At 59.9% G+C, this 16,404-nt stretch carries 11 protein-coding genes and 10 pseudogenes; 10 read left to right on the top strand and 11 right to left on the bottom strand.

Annotated features, from left to right (window positions below):
• Positions 1-42: 42 nt before the first annotated feature.
• Positions 43-1,092 carry a sensor histidine kinase gene (locus OGR47_RS20310; protein WP_253948136.1) on the top strand — a complete coding sequence of 350 codons (1,050 nt, stop codon included), beginning with the start codon at positions 43-45 and terminating at the stop codon, positions 1,090-1,092.
• A gap of 153 nt (positions 1,093-1,245) precedes the next feature.
• Here the strand turns inward: OGR47_RS20310 and OGR47_RS20305 are convergent, their stop codons facing one another.
• Positions 1,246-1,944: a recombinase family protein gene (locus tag OGR47_RS20305; RefSeq protein WP_165055971.1), complete on the bottom strand. Its 699-nt coding sequence runs from the start codon at positions 1,942-1,944 to the stop codon at positions 1,246-1,248.
• A gap of 193 nt (positions 1,945-2,137) precedes the next feature.
• Here OGR47_RS20305 and OGR47_RS20300 point away from each other — a divergent pair, with 193 nt between their 5' ends.
• Both OGR47_RS20300 and OGR47_RS20295 read left to right on the top strand, forming a co-directional pair.
• Positions 2,138-2,764, top strand: a complete 627-nt coding sequence (locus OGR47_RS20300) for a class I SAM-dependent DNA methyltransferase (RefSeq protein ID WP_165055972.1) — start codon at positions 2,138-2,140, stop codon at positions 2,762-2,764.
• Between the two features lie 232 nt (positions 2,765-2,996).
• Entirely contained in the window at positions 2,997-3,293 is a 297-nt protein-coding gene (locus tag OGR47_RS20295) for a hypothetical protein (protein WP_267270100.1), read from the top strand.
• Between the two features lie 150 nt (positions 3,294-3,443).
• On the opposite strand, the gene OGR47_RS20290 is transcribed toward OGR47_RS20295, so the two are convergent.
• From OGR47_RS20290 to OGR47_RS20275, 3 genes and pseudogenes are all read right to left on the bottom strand, one after another.
• Complete coding sequence (locus tag OGR47_RS20290; protein ID WP_246729886.1) at positions 3,444-3,623, bottom strand: hypothetical protein; 180 nt, start codon at positions 3,621-3,623, stop codon at positions 3,444-3,446.
• Between the two features lie 403 nt (positions 3,624-4,026).
• A pseudogene (tnpC, locus tag OGR47_RS20280) lies at positions 4,027-5,331 on the bottom strand (IS66 family transposase); the annotation flags it as partial.
• Positions 5,332-5,393: 62 nt separating this feature from the next.
• Positions 5,394-6,071 (bottom strand): IS6 family transposase, encoded by a 678-nt coding sequence (locus OGR47_RS20275; protein WP_216697952.1) that lies wholly within the window; start codon positions 6,069-6,071, stop codon positions 5,394-5,396.
• A 235-nt stretch (positions 6,072-6,306) separates the two neighbouring features.
• On the opposite strand from OGR47_RS20275, the pseudogene OGR47_RS20270 reads away from it, so the two are divergent.
• Together OGR47_RS20270 and OGR47_RS20265 are read left to right on the top strand one after the other, a co-directional pair.
• Positions 6,307-6,453: pseudogene (locus OGR47_RS20270) on the top strand (DDE-type integrase/transposase/recombinase); the annotation flags it as partial.
• 628 nt (positions 6,454-7,081) lie between these two features.
• A pseudogene (locus tag OGR47_RS20265) lies at positions 7,082-8,050 on the top strand (IS5 family transposase).
• 29 nt (positions 8,051-8,079) lie between these two features.
• On the opposite strand, the gene OGR47_RS20260 reads toward OGR47_RS20265, so the two are convergent.
• Positions 8,080-8,559 carry a cupin domain-containing protein gene (locus OGR47_RS20260; RefSeq protein WP_165056273.1) on the bottom strand — a complete coding sequence of 160 codons (480 nt, stop codon included), beginning with the start codon at positions 8,557-8,559 and terminating at the stop codon, positions 8,080-8,082.
• 513 nt (positions 8,560-9,072) lie between these two features.
• Between OGR47_RS20260 and OGR47_RS20250 the strand changes: the two are divergent.
• Both OGR47_RS20250 and OGR47_RS20245 read left to right on the top strand, forming a co-directional pair.
• Positions 9,073-9,412 (top strand): annotated as a pseudogene (locus OGR47_RS20250) (transposase); the annotation flags it as partial.
• A 128-nt stretch (positions 9,413-9,540) separates the two neighbouring features.
• Positions 9,541-9,753: a hypothetical protein gene (locus OGR47_RS20245; protein WP_206527526.1), complete on the top strand. Its 213-nt coding sequence runs from the start codon at positions 9,541-9,543 to the stop codon at positions 9,751-9,753.
• Positions 9,754-10,094: 341 nt separating this feature from the next.
• Here OGR47_RS20245 and OGR47_RS20240 read toward each other — a convergent pair.
• From OGR47_RS20240 to OGR47_RS20225, 4 genes and pseudogenes are all read right to left on the bottom strand, one after another.
• A pseudogene (locus OGR47_RS20240) lies at positions 10,095-10,193 on the bottom strand (IS5/IS1182 family transposase); the annotation flags it as partial.
• A gap of 71 nt (positions 10,194-10,264) precedes the next feature.
• Positions 10,265-10,366 (bottom strand): annotated as a pseudogene (locus tag OGR47_RS20235) (IS6 family transposase); the annotation flags it as partial.
• A 191-nt stretch (positions 10,367-10,557) separates the two neighbouring features.
• A complete protein-coding gene (locus tag OGR47_RS20230; RefSeq protein ID WP_165056275.1) occupies positions 10,558-11,289 on the bottom strand; it encodes a S1 family peptidase in 732 nt (243 codons plus the stop codon).
• Positions 11,290-11,306: 17 nt separating this feature from the next.
• Positions 11,307-11,987 carry an ATP-binding cassette domain-containing protein gene (locus OGR47_RS20225; RefSeq protein WP_246729908.1) on the bottom strand — a complete coding sequence of 227 codons (681 nt, stop codon included), beginning with the start codon at positions 11,985-11,987 and terminating at the stop codon, positions 11,307-11,309.
• A 453-nt stretch (positions 11,988-12,440) separates the two neighbouring features.
• Between OGR47_RS20225 and OGR47_RS20220 the strand changes: the two are divergent.
• The 3 pseudogenes from OGR47_RS20220 to OGR47_RS20210 form a co-directional block, all read left to right on the top strand.
• Positions 12,441-12,593: pseudogene (locus tag OGR47_RS20220) on the top strand (transposase); the annotation flags it as partial.
• Positions 12,576-13,001: pseudogene (locus OGR47_RS20215) on the top strand (transposase); the annotation flags it as partial. The pseudogenes OGR47_RS20220 and OGR47_RS20215, both read left to right, overlap by 18 nt.
• Positions 13,002-13,042: 41 nt before the next feature.
• Positions 13,043-13,180 (top strand): annotated as a pseudogene (locus OGR47_RS20210) (VIT1/CCC1 transporter family protein); the annotation flags it as partial.
• A 929-nt stretch (positions 13,181-14,109) separates the two neighbouring features.
• On the opposite strand, the gene istB reads toward OGR47_RS20210, so the two are convergent.
• Both istB and OGR47_RS20200 read right to left on the bottom strand, forming a co-directional pair.
• Positions 14,110-14,856 (bottom strand): IS21-like element helper ATPase IstB, encoded by a 747-nt coding sequence (gene istB, locus OGR47_RS20205; RefSeq protein WP_216697951.1) that lies wholly within the window; start codon positions 14,854-14,856, stop codon positions 14,110-14,112.
• Positions 14,857-14,867: 11 nt separating this feature from the next.
• Positions 14,868-16,047: pseudogene (locus OGR47_RS20200) on the bottom strand (Mu transposase domain-containing protein).
• Between the last annotated feature and the right edge of the window lie 357 nt (positions 16,048-16,404).

Below are 16,404 nucleotides of genomic sequence, written 5' to 3'. Positions count from 1 at the left end.
CGCTAAAACTCCAAGGGATTTTTCGAAATCACTACGGAACCGTTGGACCCTCAATACGCGGCGCTGCTGGCGCACGCGATCGTCGACACAGTGCGCGACCCGCTTCTGGTGCTCGATTGCCAGCTCAACGTCAAAACAGCCAGCCGATCCTTTCTTCGGGAATTCCAGGTTGAGCCGGAAGCGGTCGACGGCCATCCGGTTTATGACATTCTAGACGGCAGCTTGAATGTTGTCGGTCTCGTGGCCTTGCTCGAAAAGGCCCTGGCCGATCACACAGCCAGCAAAGCCGTTGAAATCGAGAAGGATTTTCCGCGCATCGGAAAACGGTGTCTGGTCGTCGAGGTGAGCGAGGTCTTCTTTGCTCACAACGTCCACAAAGCCATTTTGGTCTTGTTTCACGACGTCACTGAGCGCCGCTCGATCGAAAGGGAGAAGCAGGAACTTCTTATTGAGACCCAGAATTTGCTTAAGGAGAAGCACGTGTTGCTGCTGGAAATGCAGCACCGCATATCCAACAGCCTGCAAATCATCGCCAACATCCTGATGATCAAGACGCGCGCGACTACCTCCGAGGAGGCGCGGAAGCATCTTCAAGACGCTTACACGCGTGTCATGTCCGTCGCTGAGATGCAGCGGCATATCGACGGCGCTGCCCGAGCCAAGACTGTTAGCCTGCCTCCTTATTTCAAGACGATTTGCGATAGCCTCGTTTGCTCCATGGTCGACGACAATAGACGCGTGTCGCTTCGTTACGAGTTCGACGATGCCTGTGCTGCTTCGACCGTCGCTGTCAGTCTCGGCCTCATAGTGACCGAGTTAGTCATCAACTCCTTGAAATACGCATTTCCAACCAATCGGCCCGACGCGGAAATTGTGGTCAAATATGAAACATCTGGCGACAATTGGCGGCTGACCGTGGCGGACAATGGCGTGGGACGGCCAGGCGAAACGCCGGCGTCGTCTGATGGCCTTGGCAGCACGCTCGTAAAGGCTCTAGCCCAACAGGTTAAGGCGCAGATTGAGACGAAGAGCGACGCTCACGGCCTCACCGTGTCGCTTACCCATGTGACTTTCACGCCGCGGGACGACTGATCCTCTGCGGTGCAGCTTTGGCGCGAGCGACTGTCCGAAAAATGAAGGTTTCTGAGACACTTCAGCCGAGGCCTTGGCGCAGCGCGTAAGGCCTCGTTTCCGCGTCTCAAAACAGGTCTCAGAAGTCCGCGACAGTTCCCTTCTGGCTGCGGCTCATTTGGCAAGGCTATTCGCAGTTCGCGCAGCGGGCAAGTAGCGGTAGAGCGTTGCGGGAGACACGCCAAGGCGGTCGGCAACTTCAGCGACTGTGATGTCGGGATTGGCGAGAAGCGTCCTAGCAACGTCGAGATCGTCTTCGAGCAATTTGGCCGGTCGGCCGCCTGTGCGCCCCATACGCTTCGCCGCTCTAAGCCCCGCGCGGGTGCGTTCTCGAATGAGCGCGCGCTCGAATTCCGCCAGAGCGCTGAAAAGGTGAAACACCAAGACGCCTTGCGGCGTCGTCGTATCGAGCGCCTCCGTCAGGCTCCGAAACCCGATGCCGCGCACCCGCAAGCCCTCGATTGTCTCGATGAGCTGCTTCATCGACCGCGCTAAGCGATCGAGCTTCCAGACGATGATGGTGTCGCCGCTGCGAGCGTATTCGAGGGCATCGCGCAGGGCAGGGCGGTCGCCGACTGCTCCCGACATCTGCTCGATGAAAATCTTCTCGCACCCCGCCTCCTTGAGGGCGTCCTGCTGCAAGGCGAGGTTCTGGTCGAGCGTTGTAACTCGAGCGTAGCCGATACGGTATCCTGCTCGGTGAATCTCACCGTCCTTCCTCGTCCAAGGATGGCGCGTCGGCTTGCTGCTCGGAGGCGGACGCTTCTTTCGGGGCGCGGCCTTCTTTGTCGTCGTGCTCGGCTTCGATGCCATGATTTGCTCTCTCCAATCTCACCCGTACGATGAGCTTTTGAGAGACAGGAATCAAGAATGAGTTTTGAGAGGTAATTTCGACGATTTCGGGGGGCGAAGCGCCCGCCCGCGCGCCTCTCTCAAAAACGACCGTTTTTGAGAGAGACGATTTTTCTCCGTTTCGTACGGAGCTGCGCTTGGCTAATCTCTAGCTATGAAGGACATGGCGGGTCGCATCATCCAGCATTACGAGCGTCATGCCCGTGATTGGGATGCTGACCGCAATCGCTACGTCGAAACCTGGAACGATAAGCCATGGCACGACCGATTTGTCGCTGCGCTGCCGGGGGGCGCAGCGGTCCTCGATTTAGGGTGCGGGTCGGGGTCGCCGGTTGCAAAATACCTGGCTGAGTGCGGACTTCATGTGATGGGAATTGATGCGTCTCCAACGCTTGTTTCGTTGTGTCGGAAACGCCTCCCTGAGCATGAATGGCTCGTGAGCGACATGCGGCAGCTTGAACTTTCCCGTAAGTTTGACGGCATACTTGCGTGGGACAGTTTCTTTCACCTCACTCCGGACGACCAACGCCGTATGTTCGACGTATTCGCCCAACATGCCGCGCCCGCGGCCGTGCTCATGTTCAACAGCGGTCCAGCATACGGTGAACGCGTCGGGTCATATCGAGGCGACCCGCTTTACCACGCCAGCTTGAACCCGGACGAATACACCGCACTACTCGACGGCATCGGCTTCAGGGTTCTCGCTCACGCCATTGAGGATTGGCAGACCGGGGGCGGTCGTACAGTTTGGCTTGCGCGTGATAGCGCGGCGATGCGGTGACATTTTCCGTCGCCGCCGCGTATCTCTCAAAAGGGCGCAATTTTTCGGGCGGAACCCGCGTTGCGAAATTGTTAATTAATGCACGGCGCATCACGAACTCACACCGCGAGCTTCCAGCCTCGACCGTTGCAATGTAAAAGTAAAACCGACCCTCGCCGTCAAAGGAACGGCGACCCCGGCTCCCGATATGCCCGCGCGTAGTCCCGCTTTCGTGGCGCGGGAACCAAAACCTGTGACCGTTCCAATCAATTTCAGAATGCCGGATGACTTCGTGCAGAGATTCAAGGCCCCCGCCGTCGCCGACCGTCTCAAGCTCAATGAGCTGCTGAGACGGTCGTTCGAGGCTTCTGACCTACCCGTGAATCGGCGCGCCGAAAACATGCCATCCGAGCAGGACGAACAGGACGAACAGCAGCAGGCTATTCACGACGCCGCCATAAGGCCCAAAAAATCCGCGGCCCGGCCAATTCGTGGCGAGCCCGAATACAAGCCAAATGAGCATCAAGACCCAATACGCAATGGACACTGACATTTTTTAGCCCTCCATTTGATGAATCACAGCGGCGACCCCGTGGCTGGAAGGAAGCAGGAAGGCGAACTAGTCGGCCCCGCAGGGCGGAAGTCCGCTTAGGGCCGCCCTTCTCCTCCCGGATCGGCGCAGGCTCTACCGGAGCCGCGCCTAAAACCAGCGTCCCCGGCCGTACCAGCCGCCTCCGCCCAGGAGGAGAACAAGAATAATAATGATGAGAAGCGTCTGGGTATCCATGGTGTCCAATCCTTTCAGGGCGATGGCTTCGGCTTGGGCTTCTCCATAATATCCGGCTTCGCCGGATATTCCCTCGTTGCTCGCAATAAACAATTAGCGCGCATCCTGCTCCCCGACGATTAGATGCAGGTCTGCACGTTCAGTGTTCCCGCGATCGTTCGTCTCGATAGCGTTCACGGTCATGTTTTCGCGCCTCATGTCGTCCAATAGTGCACCCCATGGCCGCACCTATAATGCCATGATGACCTGCGTAGTGGCCGGCGACTCCGCCGACAATAGCTCCCTTAAGACAGCCTCTGGAATCTGCGGGTAGGCATGGCGATCATGGAAAGGACTAAAACGGCAGAAACATAAAGGATTTTCACTGGGACGGCCCATTCTGATTACAGCTGCTGCCGTTACAACTCGTCGACGCGACGTTCGTTCCTAATCGCGAATCTAGCGCGTGTGATCCACGTAAGCCTACGCCGTAGGCCGCAGGAGAGGTCCGCCGCGGTTATGCTGCCAGCGCCGAGGTGGGCTGATCCTTCTTGCGCCAGTTCCACGGCAGCAGTTCTTCGAGCCGATGCGCGGGGTGGGCGGCGATGCGGGCGAGAACGTCGGCGAGCCAGGCCTGCGGATCGACGCCGTTCATCTTCGCGCTCACGATCAGGCTGTACATCGCTGCGGCACGCTGGCCGCCGCGGTCAGAGCCGCAGAACAACCAGCTTTTCCTGCCAAGGGCGATGCCGCGCAGTCCGCGCTCGGCGGCATTGTTCGACAGGCACACGCGCCCGTCATCGAGGAACAGCGTGAAGGCCGGCCACCTCTTCAGCATGTACTGGATCGCCTTGGCGAGATCGTGCCCACGCGAGAGTTTGGCGAGCTGTTCGCGCAGATAGTTTTCCAGCGCGTCGACGAGCGGGCGGCTCGACACCTGTCGAACAACGAGACGTTCCTCCGCACTCTTGCCGAGGATCGACCGCTCGATCGCAAACAGCGCGTCGATCCGGCGCACGATTTCGATGGCGATCGGCGAGAGCGGGATCTCTTTCTTCCCCGCCGCCTTGCGCCGCGCATTCTCGTCAATGTCCGCCATTGCGAAGAACGGGCGCCGCGCATGGACCCAGCACGCGGCCTCGCGGATCGGGCCGGGCTCGCGCCCCGGCAGATACAGCTTGCCGTAGCCGTCATAGGCGTCCGCTTGCAGGATGCCGGACCAGTTCGCCAGATGGCCCTGCGGATGTTCGCCGCGCCGATCGCGCGAGTAATAGAACATCGCCGCCGGCGGCCCGGCGCCGCCGAAGGGCGCGTCGTCGCGCACATAGACCCAGCAGCGGCCTGTGTCGGTCTTGCCCTTGGCCAGCACGGGAACCGTGGTGTCGTCCCCGTGCAGCCGCTCCGCCGCCAGCACATGCGCCTCGACGAGGCGCCGCAGCGGATCGAGCGCGGCGCAGATGGAACCGACGGCGTCGGCCATGGTCGACAAGGCGATCGGCGCGCCTTCCAGCGCATAACGCTCGGCCTGACGGTTCAGCGGCTGATGCTGGCCGAACTTCTCGAAGGCGATCATCGCCAGCAGGCTCGGCCCCGCCCAGCCGCGCGCGACGACATGGAACGGCGCCGGCGCCTGGGAGATCTTCTCGCAGTCCCGGCAGGTGAACTTCTCCCGCACGGTCTCGATGACCTTCCACTGGCGCGGCGTCGTCTCCAGCGTCCGTGTCACATCCTCGCCGAGCTTGCGCAGGCGCGAACCGCCGCAGCAGGCGCAGGCCTTCGGCGCCTCGATCACCACGCGCTCGCACGGCAGATGGTCAGGAAAGGTGTTGGGTTCTGTTGCGTTAATTTCCTTAGAGTGTAGTCAGGTTGCTCCTCGGGGGTGTTTCAGGCGGCTAGCGAATAGAACTGTTCTGCGACGGAAAGATTTTCGCCCGCATTGGAAATCATCTGGCGTTTGTTGATCAGGTGCATGAGTTCGATACCTTGCAAGGTGGTTCGGGCCGAGCGAAATGATTTGAAACCGAGCATCGGCCGCACCACTCGCTTGACGGCTCGGTCCTGTTCGACGATGTTATTTAGGTATTTGTTCTGCCGCATCTCAATCTCTTGGCTCGTTTCCTCCTTGAGCGCCTCGATGGCTGCGGCATTGGCCCCGCTCTTGTCGATCGTGATCTTTTCCGGCAGACCGTGTTGCCCCACCGCTTTCTTGAAAAAGCGCAGAGCGGCTCTTTTGTCGCGATGGGCTGCCAACAAGAAGTCGATGGTGTGCCCGTGTTTGTCGACGGCTCGGTAGAGGTATTTCCACTGACCGTTGACCTTGAGGTAGGTCTCGTCCATCCGCCAACTGTTGCCGACCGCACGCTTCTCGCCTTTCCGGAAGGCGGCCTCTAACTGCGGCGTGAACTTCTGGACCCAGCGGTAAATGTTGGAATGGTCAACCTCAACGCCCCGCTCGAGCATCATGTCCTTCAGGTCTCGGTAGCTTAGGGGATAGGCGAGGTACCAACGGACACAAAGCAGGATGACGGTCTTTTCAAAGCGGTGTCCTTTGAAGTCGATCATGGGGGCCGATCTAAACGGTGTTGGGCGGGCCCACAGCTTACCCAAACCGCGCCGCCTCCGCTAACGCAACAGAACGCCGGAGAATGCGTCCGGCGGCTCCTCTTCGTCATCGAATGCTCCTGATTCGCGGCGAGAATCCTCGCCGCTGTCAGGCAGAAAATCCACTCAAGCTACCGTCCGAATTTGCGAGGCCGGCTCTCATCAAGGCGGCGCGTGGACTCAAATTCGTTCTTCAAAATACTTGAACAAGCTCACTGAACAGGATCATCGATCGATCAAGCTTCGCTTGGGCCCAATGCTTGGGTTGAAGCGGTTCCGAACTGCCTCGATCACCATCGCTGGTATCGAGCTCGCGCACCGGATCAGGAAAGGTCAGTTCAAACTCGGAGCGCTTCGCATCAAAGACACCCTGCGCCCGAAATCTGGAACGCAGCGCTCGCTGCATGAACCTCTGGCCATTCGTAGTTTCGTCACGGAGATTTTGCACCACAGCCCTCAATCTGGCCTCTACAGCCCGCATCGAGTAGACAGTCTCCTCACCAAACAAATCGAGCTAGGAGTTCGCCAATGCCTTTAAATTTCACGGGCACAACGGTGGAAAGTCCTGACCTCACCGGCATTTCAATCCAAGCAAAGGACACGGCAACAGGAAAGCCTGTCGTTGTTAAGTCGTCGCATAAGGCAATCCAAGATTATGGACTGTCTCGGGTGCAAGAGGTCGCCAGCGATAAGTATGATAAGGGCAAAACTCAATCTGACGGTAGCGTCCGCGTCCATGCTGATGAATGTGCATAATTTAAGCAGAATTCAAGGCTGCATGAGCGGCCAATTGAAAGCGACCTGTCTCGCACCGCGCCACTCTCGCGCGGCCTCGTCCCCGCCGATGAGCAACCTTGTTGCTTGGAGGGTTGCGAATCAGGATCTTAAGGAATGGCGGCGCAAAAGGCTTCCTATTTTCCTGTCGGGGGCCGCTCAGGCCTTTCAAGCTTCGTTCGAAGGGCAGACGCCACATTCCCCGCCAGCGGCATCGGGTCACGAACTGGCGCGAGTATGACGCATCCCTGCGCAATCGCGGCAGCCTGACTATTTGGTTTACGCCCGAGGCGATTGCGGGTTGGAAGGCCCAGCCTCGAACAACGCCGGGCGGACAGCGCCATTATTCCGATCTTGCCATCGAAACCGCGTTGAATTTGCTAACGGTGTTTCGATTGGCTCTTCGCTAGAGCGAAGGTCTGATCGGATCTATCATGAAAATGCTGGAGATTGATCTGCCGGTTCCCGATCATACGACGCTGAGCCGGCGGGCGTGTGGATTGCCTGTCGGCAAACCCGCGCAGATTGGAACGGACGAGCTCCACCTGATTGTTGATAGCACGGGATTGAAATTGCGTGGCGCCGACGAATGGTTGTTTGAAAAGCACGGAGCAACAAAACGCCGTGCCTGGCGCAAGTTACACATTGGCATTGACGCCGGGAGCGGCGAGATTGTCGCCTTTGATCTCACGGACAAGGATGCTGACGACGCCTCCCATGTCCCTGCGCTATTGGATCAACTGACGAAAACTCCCGCTTCTTTCACGGCCGATGGCGCATACGACAGGGCTGCGACATACGACGCCATCCTCGCCCGAAATCCGTCCGCCCACTTCATCGTTCCACCCTGCAAGGGGGCGGTGCCCGGAGCGACAGCGACCATCTTGCCAACCCAGTGGGATTTGTATGTCCTTGCGGTTGCCACACATGGGCGGATGAATTGGCAGAAGGAATCCGGCTACAACAAGCGCTCAAAAGTCGAGGCTGCCATGCGCCGTTATAAGAGCGTCATCGGCGACGCATTGAAGTCACGCCGCGACGCCCGGCGTGCGACTGAAGTTGCGATCGCCGTTGAGGCCCTCAATCGGATGAACAAACGCGGGCGTGCGCCTCAACGTTCAAACGCCACGCACAAGTCTCCATGCAACAAGGTCGCCATAAACTGACATGCTCCCGTTCTTGAAGAACAATTGGGTCACCCGTGTTTGTCGGGCGCATGTCTTGGCTGCACTGACCAAGCCGCTGGCTCGTCGTCTTTGTCGGATTCGGCCGCCGCCGCCGTCGCCTGCACCTTCCCGGGCGTGTGATGGGCGGGCGCGTAGATCGCATAGACCTGCATTGGCGTCGCGCCGATATTGGTGATGTTGTGCCAGGTCCTCGCCGGAACGAGGACGCACCAGCCGTCTGAAACTTCCTTTTCGAAAGTCAGCTTGTCCTTCGCGGCTCCCATCTGCACTCGGCCGCTGCCAGCGTCGAGGCGGAGAAACTGATCGGTCTCCGGATGCATTTCAAGGCCAATGTCGCCGCCAACGGGGATCGACATCAGCGTCACTTGCAGGTAGCGCCCGCTCCAGGCGACTGAACGGTAATTTGCGTTTTCCTTCGTCGCGCGTTCAATGTCGAATGCTTGCGGCTGTGGCCCAATGTCTTTGATCCTGTCAGCAGTGCTGCCCATGACTGATCTCCTCAAGATTGCGGGCGATTCATCTCTCATTGGCTTGCGCAATTTGTTGTTCTCCGCGATGACAATATCACACCATCCATTGACAAGCGGGAAGGTTCGGAAAATACCCCAGGCAATGCTGCATTCAGGGGCGTGATTGCTTCGGAATGCGCCGTCATCGCTTCTCGCCCCGAGGCCATCCGGCATGCGGTCTGGCTCTAACTTCGGTTCACTGCTCGCGTCGATCCAGATCTAAGATCAGCGTACGTGATAGTCGATGGCAGAGTTCAGAATATTGAAGGCGTCGACATTGAACTTCCAGCCATGGTCGAACCGGTAGCCAACACGCGCATTGACGGTTCCCACCGCGGGCGACTTCATGATTCCGTCTTCTGTGAGAGGCCGGGCTCCGAAATAACGATAGCTCAGCCGACTAAACCGACCTTTGGTCTCACCAACCTCGACGCCGCCATTCGCGACCCAGATCGGCGCGGGAGTCAGATAGTTTCCCAGGCTTATCCCCCTCCGACCGGCTTCCATCTCACGCCCGGACAGGCGCATGATCTCGAGGGTGCCGACGCGCTTTTGCCGGGGCTTGGGGCTGACGCGCTGCTTGCCGACAAGGCCTACGACGCCGACGAGCGAGTGATCGAGCCCTCGCGCCACGCCGAAATAGAGCCAGTCATTCCCACAAAAGCCAACCGCAAAGAGCCGCGCCCTCACGACAAAGACCTCTATAAAGCTCGCAGCCTGATCGAGAATTTCCGTTGTAAGCTCAAGCAGTCTCGGGGTATCGCTACTCGACAAAACAGCTCGAAATTTTCTCGCCGCGATCCACCCTCTCCGCAGCCATCGTCTCAATTGATGACAGGCCCTAGGAACCATGGAATATTTCCACTGCTTTCGAAATACGCATTGGAAGCCAAGGAAGGACGGCAACGAACGCAACTGCGGCTTTAGCGGATTTTTGAAAGCTTCACTTTGGAGACGCATATGCTGAAAAAACTGCTCGTTGTTTCAATCGTAGGAGCCTTTGCCTCCTTGACGCCCGCCTTCGCGCAGGCTCCAGATGTCAATGCGCCCGCCGCCGAAGCGGAGAAGGGCGCGCCGGTTAAGCCTGCGAAGCATAAAAAGCACAAGCACAAGGCCAAAAAGGCGAAAGCCGAGAGCACGGAAACCGAGACTAAGGACAACGGCGCAAAATAGAGTTGCCGTTGCGGGGCGCGACCTCGACTTGGCCGCGCCTCTGCCCGCGTTGGCCCCATTCTCTCGTGACCTCATCAGGGCCGCGCGCCCCACAGGGAAGGCCGTGGGTCCGCGAAACGGGAAGGGCCTGGATGGTTCCTACCCCCGCCTCCCGGCCCATCACGTGTGGCGCGCCCCACACCTTGGGGCCGCCGGAATTGAGCGGGCGATTATACGGAGTCCCCCGCGAGATTGGCGCAGCTGCGCTATGCATCCAGCGGGTGACGCGCCGCTGCTCGATCGGCGTGCACTGATGCTTAATCGCGCATGCGCCGCAGACGTTGGTCCAATAGCGGCGCACATTGAGCCCGTTTCCTCACTTGCGAAGCGATGACGGCGGCAATCGGACTGGCCTCGCGCCCTTCCGCTACCCGGCACATAACATAAAGCACGTGGTGTAGGCGTTGTTGCATAAATGTAATTTCGGCCGAAAGTTTCGCTTCGTTGACCTGGTTATGTGTTGCGAACCGAAGTCTCGAAAACTCAGCTTGAACCGCAGATGCGACCGCACGCAGAGGATGATGATCTCCCGGTCGAAATGCCGGCCTCTGAAGAGTTCTTCAATACTCAGCATATGGATACAGGTCCTCTGCTCAGCGCGTTCGCCGGCAAATATGCCCCGCTTCCGCTGTTTGCACCAGAGCCACCCCATGGAGCTGGCGCAGCGTGACCTTTCCAAATCGGGGCTTTACCTTTCAAAGGCCATCGCCTGCGTGATCGTCACTTTGACCATCGGTCAGGGGGCGCTTGGGTCGTAATCCACGCTCAATGTTCGGTCAGTGTCAATAATATGTCGGCATACCAAGCGCAGTTCAACCCTAGGGCCTCATCCAGTATCAGATCGCGGGTCCCGACATCGAGGCGCGCCGAATGGATGCCGAGTAGAATCCACGGCAAATCACCCTGGATCGGCGCCCGGTCAAAGGTGCGCATCACTACGGGGGCGCCGCTGGTGCCCCTGTGCGTGCGCGCATCCGTCAGGAAATAGCCCTTGCCCTGAAAGCGCAGGCCGAAGGATGACGCGATCACAGCATGACGCACCACCGGCATGTGGTGCAGCGTATCGTGAAAACCGAGTGGAAAGCCAACGACAAGGAGTGAGGAGCCGATTTCGACCTGATCCATCGCGCCGAGCAGGTGCTTGGGCGTGAAGGCCCGGTAAACGGTCGGGACTGGCAGCGCGGCGCGTTCAATCTCGATCACGGCGACGTCGATGTCTCCGGCGATGTCGAGCCCCTGCCGCCAGACGCTCGCGCCATTGCGGTAAAGCGGTAGCGAAAATCCGGTGGATCTGACCATATTTTTCGGGTCGGTGTGCAATTCGATCTCAATACGGTCGGGGTAGTGCTTGCTCGGCGCGTCGAACAACACGTGTCGGCTCGTCACGAGGAACAAGCGTTCGTCGCGCTCGAAGAAAAAGCTGCTCGCATTCGTCAATATCCGTTGCTGTTCGAATGTGTAGACGCGTGCTGTGGTAAGCAGAAGGGATTCGATCATTCCTCTTCAGCCTCCTTCTAGTGGCTCGGCGATTCGCGTAGGCTCGGCAGTGCGTTGGATGACAACGCCCGTGGGAAGACAGCAATCCCTTGGGCTCTCGATGCGGATCCCGCCTTCAGCTGAATCTCTTTGTCGTAAAAGGGCTCGTCTACATTGCGGCGCGCGGCATGGATGATGGTCGAGCCCAGCGCTTCCTCGGTGAGCAGTTCCATCAGCCGGGTCTGGCTGAGGTCGTCGAGCGCCGAGGCGGGCTCGTCCATGATGATGATGTCAGGCCGTTTCAGCAGCACGCGCGCGAAGCCGAGCTGTTGCTGTTCGCCGCCGGAGTGCACGTCGGACCAGCTCTGATCCTCGTCCAGCCGCGACAAGAGATGAGCCAGCCCACAAGCGGTAAGGATTTTCTCGATGCGCGCGGGGTTGGGCGGTGTGTCGTCGTGGGAATAGTCGAGCGCATCGCGGAGCGTGCCACGCGGCATGTATGGCCGCTGTGGCATGAAGGCGATGCGCGCATCCCTTGGACGGAGAATGCGGTCGCTGCCCCAAGGCCACAAACCGGCAATGGCGCGGATCAGCGTGCTCTTGCCGGCGCCGGACTCTCCCTTCACGAGGACCTTCTCGCCACGGCCAATCACTGCATCAGTTTCTGTGAGCATCAGCGTGCCATCATTCTGGGCGATCGAGAGCCCGCAGAGATGCAAGCCGCCATCGTCGCTGAAGCCGAGGTCGATCGTCTTCTCCTCGGCCCCGATCGCGAACGCGTCGAGGTTATCGAAGAAGAGGTCAAGGGCGGCGACACCTTGCGGCGCTTCTGGCCGGTCCAGAAACCGAAGGAGAGACTCGCGAAACGGCGCAGGAGCTGTGCGTCGGCCTCGGTTGGGATAATGCGCTCAACCATATCTTTTCTTAAGCCCAACTTGGGATGACCGACAAGCCTGGGTGGACACCCCAGGCGGCTCGGCGCCGCTGAAGGCTCAATTCTCCTCGCTTTTCGAACGACGGCGATCTGGGTCGCTTATCCAATTCAGAGCTTGGTCGACCGCCGCCTTTACCTTCGCCTTTATGCCGAAGGCGAACGCAAGCGCGCCAAAAAAAGGAACAACGCCTTTCGGAACATCCACGTCGCAGCGTGGCCGCCAACATCGCGGCAGGCATTGACGCATTTAGTAAAGCGCGCTCCATCGCCTATCGCCTATCGCCTGTATTTGCCGGAAGAATGGGCGAGGGACACGGCGCGGCGCAAGAAGGCCCATATTCCAGACGACGTCGTCTTCAAGACCAAGCCGGAGATCGCGCTCGATCAGATCAAGTATGTCGATTCCCTCTCGGCGGTCCTGTGGCGGGATGACCGCGTGCAGCCGCTAAAGGATTATTGCATTGGCCTGCTGATGCCCGGCGAGCGCAAGAGCGTCGAGCCGATGGCCGCGACGGTGGCGCCCTCGCGCGTCTCGGCGAAACACCAATCCTTGTTGCACCTCGTCGGTCAGGCGGCTTGGTCGGACGAAGCGGTTCTCGACAAGGTGCGAGAACTCGTCCTTCCGGCGATCACAACACAGGGTGAGATCGAGGCGTGAATCGTCGACGACACGGGTTTCGCCAAGAAGGGCGTTCATTCGGTGGGCGTCGCGCGGCAATATTGCGGGCGGCTGGGCAAAACCGACAATTGCCAGATCGCGGTGACGCTTTCGATCGCCAATCATGTGGCCAGCCTGCCCACAAGGCTGGTCTTGCGGCTGGCGTCGCGCCCGGGGTCTTGCTGGCCGACGCCGGCGCGATGGGGGCAAGAGTAGGCGGCGCCAATATTTTACGCGCGACAGTGAGAATGACATTCTGGGGCGCCTTGGCGATGGCCATTACCGCCGGCGTCGGGAAATGTTTCGTCGCGGTTGTCTGAACATAGAGGCGATCGAAGGAGTCGAGGTGCATCATGAACGTCGTCGGTAACTCGGGCGTCCTGACGACCGGCTCCGAATCGCGGTCGGCCACGTCGCGTATTCTCCGTCACGTCAGCTTCGCGGTCGCAGCCGTTATCATCTCATTGCCGGCATTCGCAGAAGAGAGGTCTCGCGATCTGGCAACCTTCTTCAACGGGCGATTGACGGCCAAGGGACAATTCAGGAATTTCCATGATGGATCGACGCGCGGTCTGCGGGTATGCACCAGAGCCCTAGCTGTAGGGTAAGGTCGCTGCAAACGGGGTGTAGTCGTTACGGTCGCTGTCGATTTGATCAAAATGGAATGCTCGGATAACACCCCATAAAATGAGCGCCCGTCGCTGCTCGACTGCTTGCGCCACGAAAGCGACGCCGAAAAAGCGACGATCTCGGAAATTTCCAAGATCCTCAACGTTTAGCAAAAAACCGAATGCCGCATGCTTCCTTGGTTGCGTTATCAACGATGCGATCCTGGGTTCCATCTCGCAGTGGGAGAAGCCCGCGATCCACGCATTCACCCTTGGCGCAGTCTGCGATCTGCGCCTTATCGGACTCGTCGCCGCCTCGTCCGCCCGGCCCACTCGGGCAGAAACGCAATCATCCGACAGCCTCATGGTCGTGCCGCTCGACTTTTTGCCGAGTTACGGCTCGCAGGTTTCGGCCTGGCATAAGCAGCGCGTCTACGCTCGGGAAAGAAGGTCCGCGGCACTGTTGCGGACATGGCGTTCTCTCCCTCGGTTTGCGGATTCCGACGAAGGCGCCCGTCTGTAACGGGATAATGCCGCCCGGGGATTCCGGGATAATGGCGCCCCCCTGTAACGGAATGATCCCGCCCCGGGCGCCGCGTTCGTTGACCTACGAGATTTGTGTCACCTGTTCTGGTTTTGGGTCAAGCCGATTTGGCCTGTTTGCCGCGCGCGCGGCGTAAGCTTTCGCCGGCGAGTTCGATACGATGCGCGTTGTGAACGAGGCGGTCCAGAACGGCGTCGGCGTAAGTTGGGTCTCCAATGACGTCGTGCCAGGCTGTCACAGGAAGCTGGGAGGTGACGATCGTCGATCGACGCCCGTAGCGTTCCTCGAGGATTTCCAGGAGATCGTGGCGGGCGCCAGCGTCGAGCGGCTCGAGGCCGAAGTCGTCGAGGATCAAGAGATCGGCGCGACCAAGGGATTTGAGCAAGCGCGGATGGCGCCCATCGCCGCGCGCGAGGGCCAGTTCCTCGCAGAGCTTCGGCCAGCGGTGATAGACGACGGAGCGATTGTCGCGGCAGGCCTTCTGGCCAATGGCGCAGGCGAGCCAACTCTTCCCGGTCCCGCTCGGACCGACCAGGGCCAAATTGTCGTGGGCGTCGATCCACTGGCCTTCGGCGAGCTTTTGGAACAGAGTTCGGTCGAGCCCGCGCGCGGTGCGATAGTCGACGTCTTCGACGCTGGCCTGTTGACGGAGCCTGGCGGCGCGCAGCCGCGCCGCCAGCCGTTTGTCGCGCCGAAGAGAAGCTTCCCGATCGAGCAGCAAGGCGAGCCAGTCGTTGCGATCGAGCCCCTTCGCGTCATCTGCATCGGCGAGTTCGGCGAAGGCCTTGGCCATTCCGTAAAGGCCGAGAGCGTGGAGCTGGTCGAGCGTCGGATGTTTGAGCAAGTCGGCGTCTCCTAATGATAATAGCGCGGGCCACGGATGTTTTGATGGAGGATCGGGGCCGCGTCCGCGGCGCGCTTTGGCGCGGGCTTCCGATCGAACTTGTTGTCGAGGATGGATTTGATCGAGCCATAGGTCTTGGCGCCGATCGCGATGGCGCGTTCGGCTGCGGCCTCGACGCGCTCGATCCCATACGAGCCGGCGAGACGGACGACGCCGAGACAGGCCCGATAGCCCTGCTCGGGATGGGGCCTCGCCTCCAAAATCTGCTCGCAGAGCGCGGCTGTCGCCGGGCCGATCTTTCGGGCGTCCTCGCGAATGCGCTCGATCGTCCAGCCCGCATAGCGTCGATGGCTGGAGGGCATGTGCTCGGGAATTGTCGTGTGCTTGCGTTTGCCGCTCATCCGCAAATGGACGGCGATGCGCTCGCCCTTGCAAAAAATCTCGACGCCGCGGACGGTCAGCCGCGCCTCGACCTCCGCCCGGGCGAAGCGATAGGGCACGGAGTAATAGTGCGCGTCGATCTCGACATGATAATCGACGCCGACGCGGCGCAGACGCCATTCGCTATATTCATAGGGCGCGATCGGCAGAGGCTTCAGCGCCGGGCGGTCGATCTCTTCGAACAATTGGCGGCGAGTGGCGCCGAGTCGGCGGAGGGGCCGCTCCTCGTTGAGATTTTTCAGCATCTCGGCGATCGCCGCGTTGACCTCCGCCAGGCTGCAAAAGGTTCGGCGGCGCAGTCTGCCGAGTAGCCAGCGCTCGACGATCAGCACCGCGGATTCGACCTTCGCCTTCGGCATGCGTCTGCCGCATCGTCACCGACAGGGTCCTTTCGAAGGCGCGATAAAGTTCGCAGAACCGCGAGTAGCTATAGCCGCCCGGATTTGCGGCGGTGTATTCGTCCCACAAAATCATCAAGGTAACGTGCTTGCGCTTCAACTCGCGATGCACGCCAGCCCAGTCCGGCTCCTCAATGCGCCGATGACCGCGCTTGCTGCGCCGATTGGCGTAGAGCGCCGCCTCGAGCGCATCGTCGGTCATTCCCTCGGGCAACGGCCAGGAGAGCCCGGCGCTCTCCGCGCGCTTGAGCGCCTCCCGCACCGTCGAGCGCGGCATGCCGAGCCGCCGGGAAATCTCGTGCGCCGAAATCGACGAGGACTTCAGTCGAATAATCTCACGCGCCTGGCGCATCGTAATCCGCTCCGCTGGCATGATCACCCCTTTGGATTGCCAAAGAAGCGACCTGATCAGGCCAACAGCGGAGCTCGCCACTGCACGAAATTACCCGGGCGGGATCATTCCGCTACAGGGGGGCGGGATCATCTCGGAATCGGGGGGCGCCATCATTCCGTTATCGGGGACGCCTTCATCTCGTTTTAGGGGGGCGCCATCAATCGGAATCACCACCTCGGTTCGATCAAGGCCGTAATGTTGAATGTCGGCGGCTTCCTCGGCGTCGGACAAGAGCATGTCGCCGTGCCGGTTTCCGCGATCTCGGTGACCCAGAGGAGCGGCAAGTCCTGGCTGACGATCATTACGACAAAGGAG

Source organism: Methylocystis sp. MJC1, from assembly GCF_026427715.1.
Taxonomy (GTDB): Bacteria; Pseudomonadota; Alphaproteobacteria; order Rhizobiales; family Beijerinckiaceae; genus Methylocystis.
Note: the sequence above shows the minus strand (reverse complement) of the source record. Positions and strands in the feature narration are given on the sequence as shown.